13 protein-coding genes, 1 pseudogene and 1 other annotated feature are annotated in these 19,661 nt (G+C 39.4%); all 14 genes and pseudogenes read left to right on the top strand.

The window, feature by feature from the left end:
- The first annotated feature begins 13 nt into the window (after positions 1-13).
- The 14 genes and pseudogenes from rnr (at position 14) to trpX (ending at position 19,609) form a co-directional block, all read left to right on the top strand.
- The gene (gene rnr / locus ADM50_RS08110) at positions 14-2,356 is read left to right on the top strand and encodes a ribonuclease R (RefSeq protein WP_049485257.1); all 2,343 of its coding nucleotides are present in this window, start codon (positions 14-16) and stop codon (positions 2,354-2,356) included.
- Positions 2,319-2,786: an SsrA-binding protein SmpB gene (gene smpB, locus ADM50_RS08105; RefSeq protein WP_001051743.1), complete on the top strand. Its 468-nt coding sequence runs from the start codon at positions 2,319-2,321 to the stop codon at positions 2,784-2,786. The genes rnr and smpB overlap by 38 nt, the downstream gene beginning before the upstream one ends.
- 14 nt (positions 2,787-2,800) lie before the next feature.
- Positions 2,801-3,661: an SAM-dependent methyltransferase TehB gene (gene tehB / locus ADM50_RS08100; RefSeq protein ID WP_049485255.1), complete on the top strand. Its 861-nt coding sequence runs from the start codon at positions 2,801-2,803 to the stop codon at positions 3,659-3,661.
- A gap of 113 nt (positions 3,662-3,774) precedes the next feature.
- A pseudogene (locus tag ADM50_RS09730) lies at positions 3,775-4,107 on the top strand (IS30 family transposase); the annotation flags it as partial.
- 151 nt (positions 4,108-4,258) lie between these two features.
- Entirely contained in the window at positions 4,259-8,683 is a 4,425-nt protein-coding gene (locus ADM50_RS08090; RefSeq protein WP_049485254.1) for a G5 domain-containing protein, read from the top strand.
- A gap of 196 nt (positions 8,684-8,879) precedes the next feature.
- Positions 8,880-9,068, top strand: a complete 189-nt coding sequence (locus ADM50_RS08085; RefSeq protein WP_049485252.1) for a type II toxin-antitoxin system HicA family toxin — start codon at positions 8,880-8,882, stop codon at positions 9,066-9,068.
- Positions 9,069-9,094: 26 nt separating this feature from the next.
- Complete coding sequence (locus tag ADM50_RS08080) at positions 9,095-9,472, top strand: type II toxin-antitoxin system HicB family antitoxin (protein ID WP_049485251.1); 378 nt, start codon at positions 9,095-9,097, stop codon at positions 9,470-9,472.
- Positions 9,473-9,550: 78 nt separating this feature from the next.
- Positions 9,551-10,507: a competence protein CoiA gene (locus tag ADM50_RS08075; RefSeq protein ID WP_049485249.1), complete on the top strand. Its 957-nt coding sequence runs from the start codon at positions 9,551-9,553 to the stop codon at positions 10,505-10,507.
- Positions 10,508-10,525: 18 nt separating this feature from the next.
- Positions 10,526-12,328, top strand: coding sequence for an oligoendopeptidase F (gene pepF / locus ADM50_RS08070; RefSeq protein WP_049485247.1), 1,803 nt, complete (start codon positions 10,526-10,528; stop codon positions 12,326-12,328).
- Position 12,329: 1 nt separating this feature from the next.
- Complete coding sequence (locus ADM50_RS08065; RefSeq protein ID WP_080983090.1) at positions 12,330-13,043, top strand: O-methyltransferase; 714 nt, start codon at positions 12,330-12,332, stop codon at positions 13,041-13,043.
- A gap of 67 nt (positions 13,044-13,110) precedes the next feature.
- The gene (gene prsA / locus ADM50_RS08060; RefSeq protein ID WP_049485246.1) at positions 13,111-14,052 is read left to right on the top strand and encodes a peptidylprolyl isomerase PrsA; all 942 of its coding nucleotides are present in this window, start codon (positions 13,111-13,113) and stop codon (positions 14,050-14,052) included.
- Between the two features lie 187 nt (positions 14,053-14,239).
- Positions 14,240-15,463: a cell division peptidoglycan polymerase FtsW gene (ftsW, locus tag ADM50_RS08055; RefSeq protein WP_049485245.1), complete on the top strand. Its 1,224-nt coding sequence runs from the start codon at positions 14,240-14,242 to the stop codon at positions 15,461-15,463.
- 23 nt (positions 15,464-15,486) lie between these two features.
- Complete coding sequence (gene ppc, locus ADM50_RS08050; RefSeq protein WP_049485244.1) at positions 15,487-18,183, top strand: phosphoenolpyruvate carboxylase; 2,697 nt, start codon at positions 15,487-15,489, stop codon at positions 18,181-18,183.
- A 96-nt stretch (positions 18,184-18,279) separates the two neighbouring features.
- Positions 18,280-18,495, top strand: a binding site (T-box leader).
- A gap of 118 nt (positions 18,496-18,613) precedes the next feature.
- Entirely contained in the window at positions 18,614-19,609 is a 996-nt protein-coding gene (gene trpX / locus ADM50_RS08045; protein ID WP_049485242.1) for a tryptophan ABC transporter substrate-binding protein, read from the top strand.
- The last annotated feature ends 52 nt before the right edge of the window (positions 19,610-19,661 follow it).

The following is a 19,661-nucleotide window of genomic DNA, read 5'->3' as shown; positions in this document are numbered from 1 at the left end:
CTAGAAAGAAAACATGAAAGATAAAATTAAAGAATATTTGCAAGAGAAGGGGCGAGTGACGGTAAATGACCTGGCTCAGGCTCTCGGAAAGGATGGGTCCAAGGATTTCCGTGAGTTGATTAAAACCCTGTCTCTGATGGAAAGAAAGCACCAGATCCGTTTTGAAGATGATGGTAGTTTATGTCTGGACCAAAAGAAGAAACATGAAATTACCCTCAAAGGGATTTTTCATGCCCATAAGAATGGCTTTGGCTTTGTCAGCCTAGAAGGCGAAGAGGACGATCTTTTTGTAGGAAAAAATGATGTCAACTATGCCATTGATGGCGATACCGTTGAGGTGGTCATTAAGAAAGTTGCTGATCGTAACAAGGGAACGGCAGCAGAAGCCAAAATAATTGATATCCTAGAACACAGCCTGACAACCGTTGTCGGCCAAATCGTTCTAGATCAGGAAAAGCCCAAGTATGCGGGCTATATTCGTTCCAAAAATCAAAAAATCAGCCAACCTATTTATGTGAAGAAACCAGCCCTCAAACTTGAAGGGACAGAGGTTCTCAAGGTCTTTATTGACAAATACCCAAGTAGAAAACACGATTTCTTTGTCGCTAGTGTACTGGATGTAGTGGGTCACTCTACTGATGCTGGGATTGATGTCCTTGAAGTTTTGGAGTCTATGGATATTGTCTCTGAATTTCCAGAGGCTGTTCTCAAAGAGGCGGAAAGTGTGCCTGATGCTCCTTCAGAAAAGGATATGGAGGGGCGTCTTGATTTGAGAGATGAGATTACCTTTACTATTGACGGTGCGGATGCTAAGGACTTGGACGACGCAGTGCATATCAAGGCCTTGAAAAATGGGAATCTAGAACTCGGAGTTCACATTGCAGATGTTTCCTACTATGTGACCGAGGGTTCTGCCCTTGATAAGGAAGCTCTTAACCGCGCGACTTCTGTCTATGTAACAGACCGAGTGGTTCCAATGCTTCCAGAGCGTTTGTCAAATGGTATCTGCTCCCTCAATCCACAAGTTGACCGCCTGACCCAGTCTGCCATTATGGAAATTGATAAACATGGTCGTGTGGTCAACTACACCATTACACAAACAGTTATCAAGACTAGTTTTCGTATGACCTATAGCGCTGTTAATGATATCCTAGCTGGTGACGAGGAGAAGAGACAAGAGTTTAAGAAAATTGTTCCTAGTATCGAGCTCATGGCCAAGCTTCACGAAAGGCTAGAAAACATGCGTGAGAAACGTGGAGCTCTCAATTTTGATACCAGCGAAGCTAAGATTTTAGTAGATAAAAAAGGCAAGCCAGTTGATATCGTTCTTCGTCAGCGTGGTGTTGCGGAACGGATGATTGAGTCCTTCATGCTGATTGCCAACGAAACAGTTGCCGAGCACTTTAGCAAGCTGGACCTACCTTTTATCTATCGGATTCATGAGGAGCCTAAGGCAGAAAAAGTTCAGAAGTTTATTGATTACGCTTCGAGCTTTGGATTGCGAATTTATGGGACTGCCAGTGAGATTAGCCAGGAGGCCCTTCAAGATATCATGCGTGCGGTTGAGGGAGAGCCCTATGCGGATGTATTATCCATGATGCTTCTCCGTTCCATGCAGCAGGCTCGTTATTCAGAGCATAATCACGGTCACTATGGTCTTGCTGCAGACTACTATACTCACTTTACCAGTCCGATTCGCCGTTACCCAGATCTCTTGGTTCACCGGATGATTCGCGACTATGGGCGTTCCAAGGAAATAGCAGAGCATTTTGAGCAAGTGATTCCAGAGATTGCAACACAGTCTTCCAACCGAGAGCGTCGTGCCATCGAGGCTGAGCGTGAAGTCGAAGCCATGAAAAAGGCTGAGTACATGGAAGAATATGTTGGCGAAGAGTACGATGCAGTTGTATCCAGCATCGTCAAGTTCGGTCTCTTTGTTGAATTGCCGAATACAGTTGAGGGCTTGATTCACATTACCAATTTGCCTGAATTTTATCATTTCAATGAGCGAGATTTAACTCTCCGTGGGGAGAAATCAGGCACAACCTTCCGTGTAGGACAGCAGATTCGCATTCGAGTTGAAAGAGCGGATAAGATGACTGGCGAGATTGATTTCTCCTTTATTCCAAGTGAATTTGATGTCATTGAAAAAGGTTTGAAAGGCTCTGGTCGTAAGGATAGAGGGCGTCGTTCAGATAAGAAGGAAGACAAGAGAAAATCAGGACGCTCAAATGATAAGCACAAGCATTCACAAAAAGATAAAAAGAAAAAAGGCAAGAAACCTTTTTACAAGGAAGTAGCTAAGAAAGGAGCCAAGTATGGCAAAGGGCGAGGGAAAGGTCGTCGCACAAAATAAAAAGGCGCACCACGACTATACAATCGTAGATACGCTAGAGGCAGGAATGGTCCTGACAGGAACGGAAATCAAGAGCGTTCGAGCTGCTCGAATCAATCTCAAGGACGGCTTTGCCCAAGTAAAAAATGGGGAAGTCTGGCTGAGCAATGTTCATATTGCCCCTTACGAAGAGGGCAATATCTGGAACCAGGAACCAGAACGCCGTCGTAAACTCCTGCTCCATAAGAAGCAAATTCAAAAATTGGAACAAGAGACCAAAGGGACAGGAATGACCCTTGTTCCCCTTAAAGTCTATCTCAAAGATGGCTATGCCAAGCTTCTTTTAGGACTTGCTAAAGGGAAACATGACTATGACAAACGGGAGTCAATCAAGCGTCGTGAACAAAACCGCGACATCGCGCGTGTGATGAAAGCTGTCAACCAGCGTTAAGAAGAGGAAGTAAAATGGAAAAATTAATTGCCTATAAACGGATGCCCTTGTGGAATAAACAGACCATGCCTGAAGCAGTTCAGCAAAAACACAATACTAAAGTCGGCACTTGGGGAAAAATTACTGTCTTGAAGGGTGCTCTCAAGTTTATTGAGTTGACTGAAGATGGTGAGGTTCTAGCTGAGCACCTCTTTGAGGCAGGAGCTGACAATCCCATGGCACAACCGCAAGCCTGGCATCGAGTAGAGGCTGCCACTGATGATGTAGAATGGTACTTGGAATTTTATTGTAAACCTGAGGATTATTTCCCTAAGAAATACCAGACCAATCCAGTCCATTCAGAAGTCTTAGAGGCTATGCAGACGGTGAAACCAGGAAGAGCCTTGGATTTGGGTTGTGGTCAAGGACGTAACTCTCTCTTTCTCGCACAGAATGGTTTTGATGTGACAGCTGTTGATCAAAATGAATTGTCCCTTGAAATCTTGCAAAGCATCGTAGAGCAAGAGGATCTAGAAATGCCTGTAGGACTATACGATATCAATTCAGCCAGCATTAGCCGAGACTATGATTTTATCGTATCGACAGTTGTTCTCATGTTTCTTCAAGCGGACCGCATTCCAGCTATTATCCAAAATATGCAGGAGCACACCACGGTCGGTGGTTACAATCTTATCGTCTGTGCCATGGATACAGAGGATTATCCTTGCTCGGTTAATTTCCCATTCACTTTTAAAGAAGGGGAGTTGGCGGACTACTACAAGGATTGGGAATTGGTCAAGTATAATGAAAACCCAGGACATCTGCACCGTCGTGATGAAAATGGTAATCGCATTCAACTCCGATTTGCGACCATGTTAGCTAAAAAAGTAAAATAAACATACATGAAGGTCGGGAAAAAAGAAGGGGTATCAAATAGAAAAATTGCTTCTTTACTTGGAAAAGAGCTCTTTAAACTGTCCATACTGAAATCAAACGTGAGACAGTCCTATTGATTTCAAATAAAAGCGCTGAGTCTGTCAATCAGGCTCTAAAATTCATCTTAAAACAGCATTAAATTCTTTCCATCACGACAGATAATTGAACAGGATTCAACCACTTGTCTAATGTGTTTTCTAAGGAGCATATCTATTATCCACACCCCTATGCTTCTTGGTTAAGGGGAACTAATGAAGATCACAACAGGCTCATTCGTAGATGGTTACCTAAAGGAACTAATAAAGCGACTCCTAAAGAAGTCGCCTTCCTCGAAAATTGGATCAACAACTATTCTAAAAAATGCTTGTACTACAAGTCGCTCAGAGAAATTCTTCTTAATGGCTAACTTGAACTGAACAATTTGATTTGTTCTTAAATTGCTGACAAAAAATGAAAGCGCTTGACAAAATGGTTGTATTGGTTGTAAAATATGAATGATGTGAGAAGTTTTGTTTTAAATATACGGAACTGAAATGTCGATATAAAAGGAGATGAATATGAAACAAAAATATAAGTTAAATGTAGATGAACGTAGAAGAAGGTTTAGTCTCAGAAGAGTTTCAGGAATTGGGGTAGTGTCTGCTGTGATTGGGATTATTGGCTTTTCTTCACTTCTTATTGAAACAGTTTCAGCTACTGAAACAGATATTACAGTAAACTATAAATATGCTACTATGGATGAGCTAACAGAAATAGAGAAAAAACTTATTGTAAACGAGTTACCAAAGGATCTTGTAGATGGTTCAGATTTGTTTGTTATCTATCGTAGAGATACTACAAATAGTATTTTACCAGATACTGGAAGTAATGCATTGTCCTTGGCTTCTATTATTGGAACAGGTCTACTGTTGGTTGCTTATATCATAAAAAAATCTGGTAACTCAGATAAGAAGATTGTCAAGAGTATTTTGTCAATCTCTTTGGTTGGAGGAGCTTTGACGGTAACAACTGTATCTGCTTTGACTGTTGCTACTTTATCTAACTATAACCATACCGAAATGATAACAGTAGGTACAACTCTCCCAGATGGTAAAGTGAATATTTCTGGATATCGGTTTGTAGGTTACATTGATGGAAAAGATCTAGATATGAATCCAACTACACCTGCAACTTCACTTCCAGCAAAGGAAAATAAAATTCAGGATACTATTGTTCCAACGGATAATTCTGGGAAAGATGCTATTGATGATGGTAGTAGTGGTAAAGTGGAGCCTATTAAACCAATAATGCCACCAAAAGAAGATGAACCAGTTAAGCCTGTAGACCCTAAAGTTATTGATAAAATTATTAAAGTGGATGATTCTGGGAAAACTTTAGAAGATGTCATTGGTTATATAAAAGTTAGCACGAGTCAACCTGTTGAAACACGAGAAGTTCAGAATGGTCAGCCAGTTATAATTCGAACTGTAACTGAAGTTTACAAGAAAGATACTGTATATGAAGAAAAAACAACTGCTGACATTCTTAAGGGAACAAATGTTGTCATCCCATCTACATTAGTGGAAATATTGTCTGAGGAAGTTGTGGAAGATGAGACGCCAGCTAAAACTACCCCAACCCCTGCTAAACAAACAGTTGAAAAAAATTCAGAAATTGAAAATCTAGGAACAGCACCTTCAACAGAATCATCAGTAAGAGAGGATAAAAAAGAAGAAATTCCAGCTCCAGTTGAGACTTCAAGCTCTAGCTTGGAAACTATTGCAGAGTCCACAATAGTTAAAGCCAAAAAAGTTATTCGTACTATACGCTCTACAGAAGACATTCCGTTTGAAGTGGTTGTTAAGAAGGATAGCTCTTTAGCTGAAGGTGAGACTAAGGTAGAAACAGAAGGGAAACTTGGGAAGAAAGTTTCTACTAAAAAGATTACCCTAGTGGATAATGTAGAAACTGTACAGGAAACAATCTCAGAAACAAGAGAAGAACCTCAAAATAAAGTTCTTCTGATTGGAACGAAGAAAATAGGAACTCAACCAAACATTAGTGAAGTAGCACCAAGTGCGAACTCAGCTGAGAATCTTGCTACTGATTCCAAAGCTACAACACAAAAAATTCCTAACCCAAGTTACTATACAGTCGAGGTTACTGAATCTGAAAATAAAACAGTCGTCACTGACCGTGAAAAAGTTCGTGAGTTAGTAAAAAATAGAACACCGTTTCTAAATCTTGCTTCACCAGATGAAGGAAAGTTGCTTCAGATCAAGACGATAGAAGTCTATGATAATACAATGCTTGAAGGTCAGCGACAATTACGAGATATTCAAGCTAGTTATGTGACGGTAAATGTTAAGAAAAAACGGGTTCTAAGTAACAAAGAACAACAAACGGAATTAGTAATTAGCAAAGATATACCATTAATTACTAAAGTTTATCATATAGGTACCCCCAAAAATGGGTTGTCTAGGAAAGATGTAGTTGTTTCAGGACACGCATACGATAGTAACAATAATGCACTTGAAGAAAAATCTATATCAGTTTATAAAGATAATAAATTAATTACTGAAGTTAATACTGATTTTGATGGCTATATGTTTGCTCATTTAATCTCTAATCAATCTTATACTTTAAAATCTAAAGACTTCGAAGCTAAAGTCACTGCTCTATCTTATGGTGATCCGATAATTGAAAATATAAAGGGACGTTTTGAATTAGGAAGAAAATATTCAGATGATATGGTGGACTATCATCTAAAAGGCAAGGTAATTTACGTTAATGACGGTCAATATCAGAGCGAAAGTGACGATGGGAAAAAATTAGTACTGTCTAAAGAAATTAATGCCAGAGCAGGTGATATTCTTGTGGTCCCACCATCTAAGATTTATGAGACTTCAAAAGCTATCAAAATCAAATCAATTAGAACTATTAATAATCAATCAGTTATTGAATATAGTGTTCCATCATTGTACGAGGTTGTACAAAATATCAACACAAAAGCTTGGTCATCTAATATTAGTAGTGCTACTTTTATTCCAGCTAAAGGAGTCACTGTAAAAAAAGAATCAAATACAGATACAAGTCTATTTAGAAGTGTCACTCTTGAAGGATCTTTTTCATCATCAGTCTCATTGTCTGGTAAGAGAAATGATGATAAAAGCATCAAAGGAACGCTATCATTTAATATTGAAGGTAAGGTTTGGTCAGAGGCTGTTGATTTAAATTTCTGGACTCCTAAACTAGATTTTATGAATTTTGATATCAATAATGAATTGAGTTTTACCACAGAAGGTTCTTTAGAATTTAGTGCATCAGAAGAAATAGAGATTCCATTGGGAGAATTGATTTTACCTACACCGGTTACGGGAGTGACAGTACATATCCCTATAAGTCTTAAAACAACTGTTGAAGGGAGTTTAACTGTTTCGGTATCAAGTACATATTCAATTCAAAATTCAATAAAGTTACAAAATTGGGTTCCTGAATTTAAGCGTGCTGTTCATCATACAATGAAAGTGGGAGAAGTAAAAGCTAAAGCTACAGTCCAAAGTGGTCCAGAAATAAAAGTAAAACCCAAAATATTAGGAATAGATACAGTTTCTATTTCTGCTAATGCAGGGTTAGGAATAGAATCTTCGTATTCGAGAACAAGCCTTTCAGTGGAGGATAAGAAAGATCTAATTACTGGAAAAAATGATAAACTTATTACATCAACTATTTCTATAAATGATAAAAAAATTTCCATCGAAGAGTTTGGTTATCTAACCTTAAAGGCTGAATTAGAAATTTTGAAGCAAGCTAAAACTCTGGGATTTAATCTCGAAGGATTCAAGGAATTAAATTATGAATTAACCTTATTTGATGGTAAATTAATATATAAAAAATATGAGCTTGATTTAGGAAATGATTATAAGGTTGAACTAGTTCGCAATCCAGAAGAATTATTTGAAAAACTAACTAAACCATTCATCTTTACTAGTGGTGCCGGAGGATGGTACACAGGAATGTCCATTTCCAAAGATGGTAGTGTCAAAGGAACTTTCCTTGATATGAATCGTGGAGTTACTGGTTCAAATTATCCAAATGGTCAAATGTATCTTTCTAAATTTACAGGTAAATTTAAAAATCTAGTTAAAGTTAATGACTATGAATACAAGATGACTTTAGCTGATTTGGACTATCCTAAGGCGGGAGAAACAAAGATTGTTAATGGTGTGAAAATTGATACAACTGAACCTTATGGAATAGCAAATGCGAAATCTCCTGGAAAAGAATTTATTCTTTATTTACCAGGTCGTCCAGTTAAAGATTTACCAAAAGAAGTTGGTGACTGGATTTATGATTTCAAAAAACGAATGCCGGAGAAGTTAACAAGAGCGGCAATTTTTAATAAAGATAAAGGTTGGGCATTTGTAGAAAGTAATGAGCCGATAAGTAAAGTGCCTGTTGATGATGAACTTGCTATTAAAGAAATTATTTACAATGGTCATGTTTATCAATTTTCTAAACTGGTAAAATCTAAAGCTGTTATGAACGCTGACTCTTTGTATGTGCGCCAGTTTAACCCAGGTGAATTAATAGATTATTACAATACATATAAAGGGGATAAAACCTATCAACTGGAAGATGTTATTAAGGCTTTATTACCCACGCCTGCTAAAAAACTAAGTGTACCTTTGAAGTATTATACCGAGAAACAATGGCGTAAATTAGCTAATGATAAAAAATCTTGGGTAGAATGGTTTTATTCACAAGCAGATAAAGCTTTCTATGAAGTTGCCAAAGGTGGGCGAGGAGGATATGCTTCTCCGCTACATATTGAACCAAGTAACAAATGGGTAGTGTCTGATAATGGCATTGAAGTAAAAACTTATCTTAATGATGGGGTTGCTACACCTTATCAGAAATACCTATTGAAGAAAAATAATAAGAAGTATGATGGTGGAATAAATAAAACGCCATACTATATTTCTAAGGTTACCAGATTATAAGTCTCTTTTCTATCATTTGTCAAATCTATCAAGGCTTTAAAAAATAATGAGATAAGACAGTAACTATTCAAGGTTACTGTCTTATTTTAATGCTTGTTTGAATATAAAAAATTTCATATTTTACGAATAGATGATATAGAAGGATTGACAGATATACGCATTATGAGTATAATTAAAACTAGAAAGGTGACTATAAATGCCCATTACAGGTAAGGAAATGGTAAAATTAGCTCTTGCAAATGGATGGATTGAAGTTCGTAAGAGGGGAAGTCATCATCATTTTAAGAAAGAAGGAGTTCCCTATCTTGTCACTATTCCAGTCCATGGTAATGATGATCTGGGAAGAGGTTTAGAGAGAAAGATATTAAAGGATTTGGGCCTGTAGTAGATTTGGAACAATGGAGGTGTGTTATGCTAAAGTCTTATCCAGCTATTTTTCATAGAGAAGGCACTAGATATTGGGTTGAATTTCCCGAATTTGGAGGCGGGACTGAGGGAGCAACGATTGAACTTGCCATGAAAAATGCTCATGAAATGCTCGAAAGTGTCTTAGCTTCTTATATTGACGAGGGACTAGCCCTACCTAAACCCAGTGATATTTCTCAGTTGCAAGCTCCTGATGGTTTTGTAACTTTGATTCAAGTAAATCCTCTGCCTTTTGTAAAAAATAATAAGGCGATTCGGAAGAATGTTACAGTTCCAGAGTGGTTGGTCAGATTAGCAGATCGAGAGAAAGTGAACTATTCTGAAGTGTTGACGCAAGCTTTAGAAAGTCGCTTGCAGCTGTAAGCTCATAAAATGATGAAGGTTGGGAATAACCCAGCCTTTTTCTTATTCTTTTCGAATAAAGTAGAAAAGGGGGTATAAATGTTTTTAGCCAGAGATGAAAAAGGAAGCTTAGTCAATGCCTTGGAGGATAAATTAGTTAAACAAAGCTATACTTGTCCAGCTTGTGGAGCTTTGGTTCGATTAAGAAAAGGGAAGAACCTACGGACGCATTTTGCCCATGTATCGCTCAAACAGTGTGATTTTTACTACGAAAATGAGAGTCTAGAGCATCTGGAAAATAAGGTTGCCCTTTTTAATTGGGCGATGAAAAATGACAAGGCCGAGCTTGAATGTCCCATTCCTCAACTAAAACAAATTGCAGATATTTTAGTCAATAAACAGCTTGCCTTAGAAGTTCAGTGTAGTCCTATTTCTCGCCAACTTTTGGAGGAAAGAAGCTTGGGCTATCGAAAAAATGGCTACCAAGTACTTTGGCTAGTCGGTCAAAAACTTTGGTTAAAGGAACGTTTGACTCAGCTCCAAAGAGACTTGCTTTCCTTTAGTCAAAATATGGGCTTTCATCTATGGGAATTAGATCAGCAAAGGGACATACTACGCTTGAAATACATGATCCATCAAGATTTAAAGGGGAATCTTTATTATCAAATAAGGGAGTTTCCTTATGGGCAAGGCAATCTCATTGAGATTTTACGGCTTCCCTATCAGAAGCAAAGAATAGCAAGTATGGATGTATCACAAGATGAAACAATTTGCGCCTATATTCGCCAACAACTCTATTATAAAAATCCTTACTGGATGAAGAAGCAGGAGGAGGCTTATCAAAAAGGGGACAATTTATTAAACCGTCAACTGGACGACTGGTATCCCCAAGTCAGACCAATAGAATCAGGAGATTTTTGTCAAATTAATCAAGATTTAAGTAGCTATTATAAAGAATTTTTCGCTTACTATCAAAAAAATCCGAAAAATAATCGCCAAAAGCTCTATCCACCAGCATTTTATGACTTATATTTCTCAAAAAATGTGGTAAAATAGAAAGGATGGAGGAATCTTATGGTATTACAACGACATGAAATAAATGAAAAAGATACATGGGATCTTTCAACGATCTACCCAACAGACCAAGCTTGGGAAGAAGCCTTGAAAGACTTAACTGAAAAAGTACAAACAGCATCTCAGTATGAGGGGCATCTCTTGGATAGTGCAGACAGTTTGCTTGAGATTACAGAATTCTCACTTGATTTGGAACGCCAAGTTGAAAAGCTTTATGTCTATGCACATATGAAAAATGACCAGGACACGCGTGAAGCCAAGTATCAAGAGTACTATGCCAAGGCAATGACCCTATACAGTCAGTTAGAACAAGCCTTTTCATTCTATGAACCTGAGTTTATGGAGATTAGCGAAGAGCAGTATGCGGCCTTCCTAGAAGCTCAACCAAAACTCCAAGTTTACAAACACTTTTTTGACAAGCTCTTGCAAAAGAAAGACCATGTTCTTTCGCAACGTGAGGAAGAATTGCTTGCTGGAGCAGGAGAAATCTTTGGCGCTGCTAGTGAAACTTTCGCTATTTTGGACAACGCGGATATTAGCTTCCCATATGTCCTTGATGACGAAGGCAAGGAAGTGCAACTCTCACACGGTACTTACATCCATTTGATGGAGTCTAAAAACCGTGAAGTGCGTCGTGGTGCCTATGAAGCCCTTTATGCGACTTACGAGCAATTCCAACATACTTATGCTAAGACTTTGCAGACAAATGTTAAGGTGCAAAACTACCGAGCAAAAGTTCGCAACTATAAGAGTGCTCGCCATGCAGCCCTCGCAGCAAATTTTGTTCCAGAAAGTGTCTATGACAATCTAGTAGCAGCAGTTCGCAAGCATTTGCCGCTCTTGCATCGTTACCTAGAACTTCGTTCTAAAATCTTGGGTATTTCCGACCTCAAGATGTACGATGTCTACACACCGCTTTCGTCAGTAGATTATAGCTTTACCTACGAAGAAGCCTTGAAAAAAGCAGAAGAGGCCTTGGCGGTCTTGGGTGACGACTACTTGAGCCGTGTCAAACGTGCCTTTAGCGAGCGTTGGATTGATGTCTATGAAAACCAAGGCAAGCGTTCTGGTGCCTACTCTGGTGGTTCTTACGATACCAATGCCTTTATGCTTCTCAACTGGCAGGACAATCTAGACAATCTTTTTACCCTTGTCCATGAGACAGGTCACAGTATGCACTCAAGCTATACTCGTGAAACCCAACCTTATGTTTACGGAGATTATTCTATCTTCTTGGCTGAGATTGCCTCAACGACTAACGAAAATATCTTGACAGAGAAATTGTTGGGAGAAGTGGAAGACGATGCAACGCGCTTTGCTATTCTCAATAACTTCCTAGATGGTTTCCGTGGAACAGTCTTCCGTCAAACTCAATTCGCTGAGTTTGAACATGCCATCCACCAAGCAGACCAAAATGGAGAAGTCTTGACAAGTGATTTCCTCAATAAGCTCTACGCTGACTTGAATCAAGAGTACTACGGACTCAGCAAGGAAGACAATCCTCAGATCCAATACGAGTGGGCACGCATTCCACATTTCTACTATAACTACTATGTTTATCAGTATTCAACTGGTTTTGCAGCCGCTTCAGCCTTGGCTGAAAAGATTGTTCATGGTAGTCAAGAAGACCGTGACCGCTATATCGACTACCTCAAGGCAGGTAAGTCAGACTATCCGCTCAATGTTATGAGAAAAGCGGGTGTTGATATGGAAAAAGAAGACTATCTTAACGATGCCTTTGCAGTCTTTGAACGTCGCTTGAACGAGTTTGAAGCCCTTGTTGAAAAATTGGGACTAGCTTAAGATGGTAGAGTCTTATAGTAAAAATGCCAATCACAATATGCGCCGGCCTGTCGTCAAGGAAGAAATCGTAGAACTCATGCGCCAGCGTCAAAAACAGGTGACAGGTTCTTTGAAAGAATTGGAGACCTTCGCTCGCAAGGAAAACATTCCCATTATTCCCCATGAAACGGTCGCGTATTTTCGATTTCTCATGGAGACCATACAGCCCAAGAACATTTTGGAGATTGGGACGGCAATTGGTTTTTCAGCCCTCTTGATGGCGGAACATGCGCCAGATGCTAAGATTACAACGATTGACCGTAATCCAGAAATGATAGGCTTTGCCAAGGAAAACTTTGCCCAGTTTGACAGTCGTAAGCAAATCACCTTACTTGAAGGTGATGCTGTTGATGTTTTATCTACTTTGACAGAAACATATGATTTTGTCTTTATGGATTCGGCCAAGTCCAAGTACATCGTCTTTCTACCAGAAATCCTCAAGCACTTGGAAGTTGGTGGAGTAGTGGTCTTGGATGATATTTTCCAAGGAGGAGATGTTGCCAAGGACATCATGGAAGTCCGCCGAGGTCAACGTACCATTTACCGTGGTTTGCAAAGACTTTTCGACGCAACTTTGGACAATCCAGGTTTAACAGCGACTCTAGTTCCACTTGGGGACGGCATTCTCATGCTACGAAAGAATCTAGCAGAAGTAGAGCTTCCTGAGAGCGAATGATTTTCAGAAAAATTTAAGAAATTATAGTAAAATAGATAAGGTAACACTTACCATAAAAGGAGTAAAAATGAAGAAAAAACTTATGGCAGGAGCCATCACACTTTTATCAGTAGCAACACTTGCAGCTTGTTCAAACAGTTCTGAAGGAAAAGATTTGATCAGTATGAAGGGCGATGTGATTACAGAGCATCAATTCTTTGAAGAAGTAAAGAACAATCCAACTGCACAACAAGTCTTGCTCAATATGACCATCCAAAAAGTATTTGAACAACAATATGGATCAGAGGTAACGGATAAAGATGTGGATGATGCCGTTGCTGAAGAACAAAAGAAATACGGCGATAGCTACAACAGCGTGCTTCAACGTGCAGGTATGACACCTGAGACTCGTAAAGCTCAAATCCGTACCAGCAAATTGGTTGAATTGGCGGTTAAGAAGGCTGCTGAGAGTGAGTTGACAGACGAAGCTTACCAAAAAGCTTTTGAGTCTTATACACCAGATGTAACAGCTCAAATCATCCGTTTGGATAATGAAGACAAGGCAAAAGAAGTACTTGAGAAAGCTAAAGCAGAAGGTGCGGATTTTGCTCAGTTGGCAAAAGACAACTCTAACGACGACAAAACAAAAGAAAATGGTGGAGAAATCACTTTTGACTCTGCTTCAACAGAACTTCCAGAACAAGTCAAGAAAGCAGCCTTTGCCTTGGATGTGAACGGGATTTCTGATGTGATTACAGCTACTGGAACACAAGCCTACAGCAGTCAGTTCTACATCATCAAAGTAACGAAGAAAACAGAAAAATCTTCTAATATAGAGGATTACAAAGAAAAATTGAAGACCATCATCTTGACTCAAAAACAAAATGATTCAGCCTTTGTTCAAGGAGTAATTGGTAAAGAATTGCAAGCAGCAAACATCAAGGTTAAAGACCAATCATTCCAAAACATCTTCACCCAATACATCGGTGGTGGTGACTCAAGCTCAAGCAGCAGCTCTTCATCTAACTAAGAAAGCAAAAAACAAATCTCTTTTGAGATTTGTTTTTTTATACTTGAAACTAGAAAATGAGTAAAATTCGAAGGATTAAAGGATAAGAGTTTTTTTCTTTCTGAAAAAGTGGTATAATAGCAATCAAAACTAGAAAATAAAACGGAATTGGGAACAGAAACGTCTGTTCCTATTAGAGTGGTGAAATATGAAAATTAGTAAAAGGCACCTACTAAACTATTCCATTTTGATTCCTTACTTCCTTTTATCGATTTTGGGTCTGATTGTGGTGTACTCGACAACGAGTGCAACCTTGATCGAAGAAGGAAAAAGCGCCTTTCAATTGGTGCGTAACCAGGGGATCTTCTGGATAGCTAGTTTGATTCTGATTGCCTTAATCTATAAATTAAAATTAGGTTTCCTAAGAAACGGACGTCTCATCTTTATCGTAATGATTGTGGAGATTGTTCTTTTAGCTCTGGCGCGACTGGTCGGAACACCTGTCAATGGAGCATACGGATGGATTTCTGTAGGACCTGTAACGATTCAGCCTGCGGAATACCTTAAGATTATCATCATCTGGTACCTGGCGCATCGATTTTCAAAACAACAAGATGAGATTGCGGTTTATGACTTCCAGGTTTTGACACAGAATCAGTGGCTACCTCGAGCTTTTAATGACTGGCGTTTTGTTCTGCTGGTTCTGATTGGTAGCTTGGGAATTTTCCCAGACTTGGGAAATGCGACCATCTTGGTCTTGGTGGCGCTCATCATGTATACCGTAAGTGGGATCGCCTATCGTTGGTTCTCGACCATTCTAGCTCTCTTGGCAGGAAGTTCAATGTTAGTCTTGTCTGTCATTCGCTTTGTTGGGGTTGAAAAGTTCTCTCAAATTCCTGTATTTGGTTACGTTGCTAAACGTTTTAGTGCCTTCTTTAATCCCTTTAATGACTTGGCGGGTGCAGGACACCAGCTCGCAAATTCTTACTATGCAATGGTTAATGGTGGCTGGTTCGGACTGGGACTAGGGAATTCTATCGAGAAGCGTGGTTATCTACCAGAAGCCCATACGGATTTTGTCTTTTCGATTGTCATCGAGGAGTTTGGATTCGTAGGAGCCAGTATGATTTTGGCTCTACTATTCTTCTTGATTTTGCGAATCATCTTGGTTGGTATTCGAGCAAAGGATCCTTTTAACTCTATGGTTGCTATTGGTGTCGGAGGGATGATCCTTGTTCAGGTCTTTGTTAATATCGGTGGGATTTCAGGGTTGATTCCTTCTACAGGGGTAACCTTCCCCTTCCTTTCACAAGGTGGGAACAGTCTATTGGTATTATCCGTGGCCATCGCGCTTGTACTGAACATTGATGCAAGTGAAAAACGTGCCAAACTTATCAGAGAATACGAGAATCAAACCGATGAAAGTCTGTAAGGATTGTATGGAAAGGAAAGTATATGTCTCTTCAAAAATTAGAAAACTATAGTAATAAAGCAGTCGTCCAAGAAGAAGTCTTGATTCTGACGGAGCTATTAGAAGATATCACAAAAAATATGCTAGCGCCAGAAACCTTTGAAAAGATTATCCAGTTGAAGGAATTATCAACTAGCGAGAATTATCAAGGGCTCAATGACCTAGTGACCAGTCTTTCGAATGAAGAAATGATTTACATTTCACGCTATTTCTCAATCCTTCCACTCTTGATCAATATCTCTGAGGATGTGGATTTGGCTTATGAGATCAATCACCAAAACAATGTGGACCAAGACTATCTAGGGAAACTATCTACAACCATTAAAATGGTGGCTGAAAAAGAAAATGCAGCTACAATTTTGGAACAGCTGAATGTTGTGCCTGTTCTGACTGCCCATCCGACGCAGGTCCAACGTAAGAGTATGTTGGATTTGACCAATCACATCCATAATCTTTTGCGTAAGTACCGTGATGTCAAACTAGGCTTGATTAACAAAGAAAAATGGCACACGGATCTCCGTCGTTATATTGAGATTATTATGCAGACGGACATGATTCGCGAGAAGAAATTGAAAGTAACCAACGAAATCACCAACGTGATGGAGTACTATCAAAGTTCATTCTTGAATGCTGTTCCCCGTTTGACAGCTGAGTATAAGAAACTAGCCAAGGAACAAGGTATCGAACTCCAACATCCAAAACCGATTACCATGGGAATGTGGATTGGAGGAGACCGTGATGGAAATCCTTTCGTAACTGCTGAAACCCTCAATAAATCTGCCTTGACCCAGTGTGAAGTCATCATGAATTACTACGATGAGAAGATTTATAACCTCTATCGTGAATTCTCACTCTCAACCAGTATTGTGAATGTCAGCGACAAGGTTCGTGAGATGGCTCTTAAGTCACAGGATAACTCGATTTATCGCGAAAAAGAACTCTATCGTCGTGCCCTCTTTGACATCCAAGCTAAGATGCAGGCTACCAAGGCTTATCTCATTGAAGACAAGGATGTTCATCCAAGATATGCTAGCGCAGATGAATTCTATCAAGATTTGTTGGCCATTCGCGATTCTCTCCTTGAAAACAAAGGGGAGTACCTGATTTCGGGAGAACTTGTCGAGTTGATGCAAGCAGTTGAAATCTTTGGATTCTATCTTGCCTCTATCGACATGCGCCAGGATTCTAGTGTTCATGAAGCTTGTGTGGCTGAATTATTAGCATCAGCTGGTATCAACGACCACTATAGCGATCTGTCTGAAGATGAAAAATGTAGCCTCCTCTTAAAAGAGTTGGAAGAAGACCCTCGTATCCTCTCAGCAACTCATGCTGAAAAGTCAGAACTGCTTGAAAAAGAACTCTCTATCTTTAAAGCTGCGCGCAAGTTGAAGGATAAACTGGGTGAAAACGTCATTCGTCAAACCATCATTTCTCACGCAACCAGTGTATCCGATATGCTCGAACTAGCCATTATGCTTAAGGAAGTCGGCTTGGTGGATGCCCAAAAAGCCCGAGTTCAGATTGTTCCCCTCTTTGAAACGATCGAAGACTTGGATCACTCAGAAGAAACCATGAGAAGATATTTCTCTCTTCCTTTGGCTAAAAAATGGATTGCTTCAAAAGACAACTACCAAGAAATCATGCTTGGCTACTCTGATAGTAACAAAGACGGTGGTTACCTATCATCATGTTGGACTCTCTATAAAGCGCAACAACAACTGACTGCTATCGGGGATGAATTTGGCGTTAAGGTTACTTTCTTCCATGGTCGTGGTGGTACTGTGGGTCGTGGTGGTGGACCAACTTATGAAGCCATCACATCTCAACCACTCAAGTCTATTAAGGACCGTATCCGTTTGACTGAGCAAGGAGAAGTCATTGGAAACAAATACGGTAACAAAGATGCAGCCTATTATAACCTTGAAATGTTGGTTTCTGCAGCCATTAACCGTATGATTACCAAGAAGAAGAGTGATACCAATACGTCAAATCGTTACGAAGCTATTATGGATCAAGTAGTGGACCGTAGCTACGATATCTATCGTGATTTGGTCTTTGGAAATGAACATTTCTATGACTATTTCTTTGAATCAAGTCCAATCAAGGCAATTTCAAGCTTCAATATCGGTTCGCGTCCAGCAGCTCGTAAGACCATCACTGAAATTGGCGGTTTGCGTGCTATTCCTTGGGTCTTCTCATGGTCACAAAGCCGTGTCATGTTCCCTGGATGGTACGGAGTTGGATCAAGCTTTAAAGAGTTTATAGATCAAGATCCGAAGAATATCGAGTTTCTTCGAGATATGTACCAAAACTGGCCTTTCTTCCAATCTTTGCTTTCCAATGTAGACATGGTCTTGTCTAAGTCTAATATGAACATTGCTTTTGAATATGCCAAGCTCTGTGAAGACGAAGAAGTACAAGCTATCTACTACACTATTTTAGATGAATGGCAGTTGACTAAGGACGTTATTTTAGCTATCGAAGGTTATGACGAACTCTTGGCAGAAAACTCTTATCTAAAAGACAGTCTAAACTATCGTATGCCTTACTTTAATATCCTTAACTACATCCAGTTGGAGTTGATTAAACGTCAACGTCGCGGCGAATTGTCGGCAGACGAAGAAAAACTGATTCATACAACTATCAACGGAATTGCAACTGGTTTACGTAATTCAGGCTGATATTCTACAAACTTCCTCTTTTATAAAGGGGAAGTTTTTGAATTGTTTAAAAAATTCTAAAAATAGCCTTGACAAGTAGTTGAAAAATGATATAATTTAAACATTCAGAAAGTAATCTTGCTCATTTTTTAGAGAGTCTGTGGTTGGTGAAAGCAGATAGATGAAATTGATGAAATTGGGCTGAATGTACTTAAGAATTTGAAATCATAAAAATTCGGTGAGCACACCTTACAGTGCAACTCGTTATTGCGAGAAAGAGCGATAGGGATATTCCCTATAATTGAGGTGGCACCGCGCATTGACGTCCTCACACAAGTTTTTTGTGTGAGGACTTTTTCTATGGGGAGGAAAGATATTGGAATTTAAACGATGGCATCGCTTGATGATGTGATTTAAAAAGTTAAGGTAAAAGAATTAAGGAGAAAGAAAAATGAAAAATAAACGTTTGATTGGAATTGTTGCTGGATTAGCAGTATTGGTAGTGGCTAGCTTGATTTATTCATCAATGAACAAACCAGCAGCTAAAGAAGAGCAAAAGGTTGCTAAGGTTGGTGTCCTTCAATTTGTTAGTCACCCATCCTTGGACTTGATTTACCAAGGGATTCAAGATGGACTAGCTGAAGAAGGCTATAAGGACGACCAAGTAAAAATCGACTTTATGAACTCTGAAGGTGATCAGAGCAAGGTTGCAACCATGAGTAAACAATTGGTAGCAAATGGAAACGACGTTGTTGTTGGGATTGCAACACCAGCTGCTCAAGGACTTGCTAGTGCTACAAAAGACCTACCTGTTATCATGGCTGCTATTACAGACCCAATCGGTGCTAACTTGGTCAAAGACTTGAAAAAACCAGGTGGCAACATCACAGGGGTATCAGACCATAACCCTGCTGAACAACAAGTTGAACTCATTAAAGCTTTGACACCTGATGTTAAAACAATCGGAGCTCTTTACTCAAGCAGTGAAGATAACTCAAAAACACAGGTAGAAGAATTCAAGGCTTATGCTGAAAAAGCAGGTTTGACAGTCGAAACCTTTGCCGTTCCATCAACCAATGAAATTGCTTCAACAGTCAATGTTATGACCAGCAAGGTCGATGCGATTTGGGTTCCAATTGATAATACCATCGCATCAGCATTCTCAACAGTTGTTTCAAGCAACCAAACAGCCAAAAAGCCAATCTACCCAAGTGCTACTGCCATGGTAGAAGCAGGTGGATTAGCATCTGTAGTAGTTGACCAACACGATCTTGGAGTGGCTACTGGTAAAATGATTGCCAAAGTTTTGAAAGGTGAAAAACCAGCTGACACTCCAGTTAATGTCTTCTCAACTGGTAAATCGGTTATCAACAAAAAATTAGCGCAGGAACTTGGTATCACCATTCCTGAGTCCGTTCTAAAAGAAGCGGGACAAGTGATTGAATAAAGATAAAGGAGGAGCTGGGCACATCTCCTCCCATTTTTACTAAAGAAAGAAA

This window comes from Streptococcus oralis, from assembly GCF_001075675.1.
In the GTDB taxonomy this organism is placed as follows: domain Bacteria; phylum Bacillota; class Bacilli; order Lactobacillales; family Streptococcaceae; genus Streptococcus; species Streptococcus oralis_V.
Note: the sequence above shows the minus strand (reverse complement) of the source record. Positions and strands in the feature narration are given on the sequence as shown.

Coding starts and splice junctions, on each gene's coding strand:
- rnr (WP_049485257.1), top strand. CDS start 14: ATGAAAGATAAAATTAAAGAATATTTGCAAGAGAAGGGGCGAGTGACG.
- smpB (WP_001051743.1), top strand. CDS start 2,319: ATGGCAAAGGGCGAGGGAAAGGTCGTCGCACAAAATAAAAAGGCGCAC.
- tehB (WP_049485255.1), top strand. CDS start 2,801: ATGGAAAAATTAATTGCCTATAAACGGATGCCCTTGTGGAATAAACAG.
- ADM50_RS08090 (WP_049485254.1), top strand. CDS start 4,259: ATGAAACAAAAATATAAGTTAAATGTAGATGAACGTAGAAGAAGGTTT.
- ADM50_RS08085 (WP_049485252.1), top strand. CDS start 8,880: ATGCCCATTACAGGTAAGGAAATGGTAAAATTAGCTCTTGCAAATGGA.
- ADM50_RS08080 (WP_049485251.1), top strand. CDS start 9,095: ATGCTAAAGTCTTATCCAGCTATTTTTCATAGAGAAGGCACTAGATAT.
- ADM50_RS08075 (WP_049485249.1), top strand. CDS start 9,551: ATGTTTTTAGCCAGAGATGAAAAAGGAAGCTTAGTCAATGCCTTGGAG.
- pepF (WP_049485247.1), top strand. CDS start 10,526: ATGGTATTACAACGACATGAAATAAATGAAAAAGATACATGGGATCTT.
- ADM50_RS08065 (WP_080983090.1), top strand. CDS start 12,330: ATGGTAGAGTCTTATAGTAAAAATGCCAATCACAATATGCGCCGGCCT.
- prsA (WP_049485246.1), top strand. CDS start 13,111: ATGAAGAAAAAACTTATGGCAGGAGCCATCACACTTTTATCAGTAGCA.
- ftsW (WP_049485245.1), top strand. CDS start 14,240: ATGAAAATTAGTAAAAGGCACCTACTAAACTATTCCATTTTGATTCCT.
- ppc (WP_049485244.1), top strand. CDS start 15,487: ATGTCTCTTCAAAAATTAGAAAACTATAGTAATAAAGCAGTCGTCCAA.
- trpX (WP_049485242.1), top strand. CDS start 18,614: ATGAAAAATAAACGTTTGATTGGAATTGTTGCTGGATTAGCAGTATTG.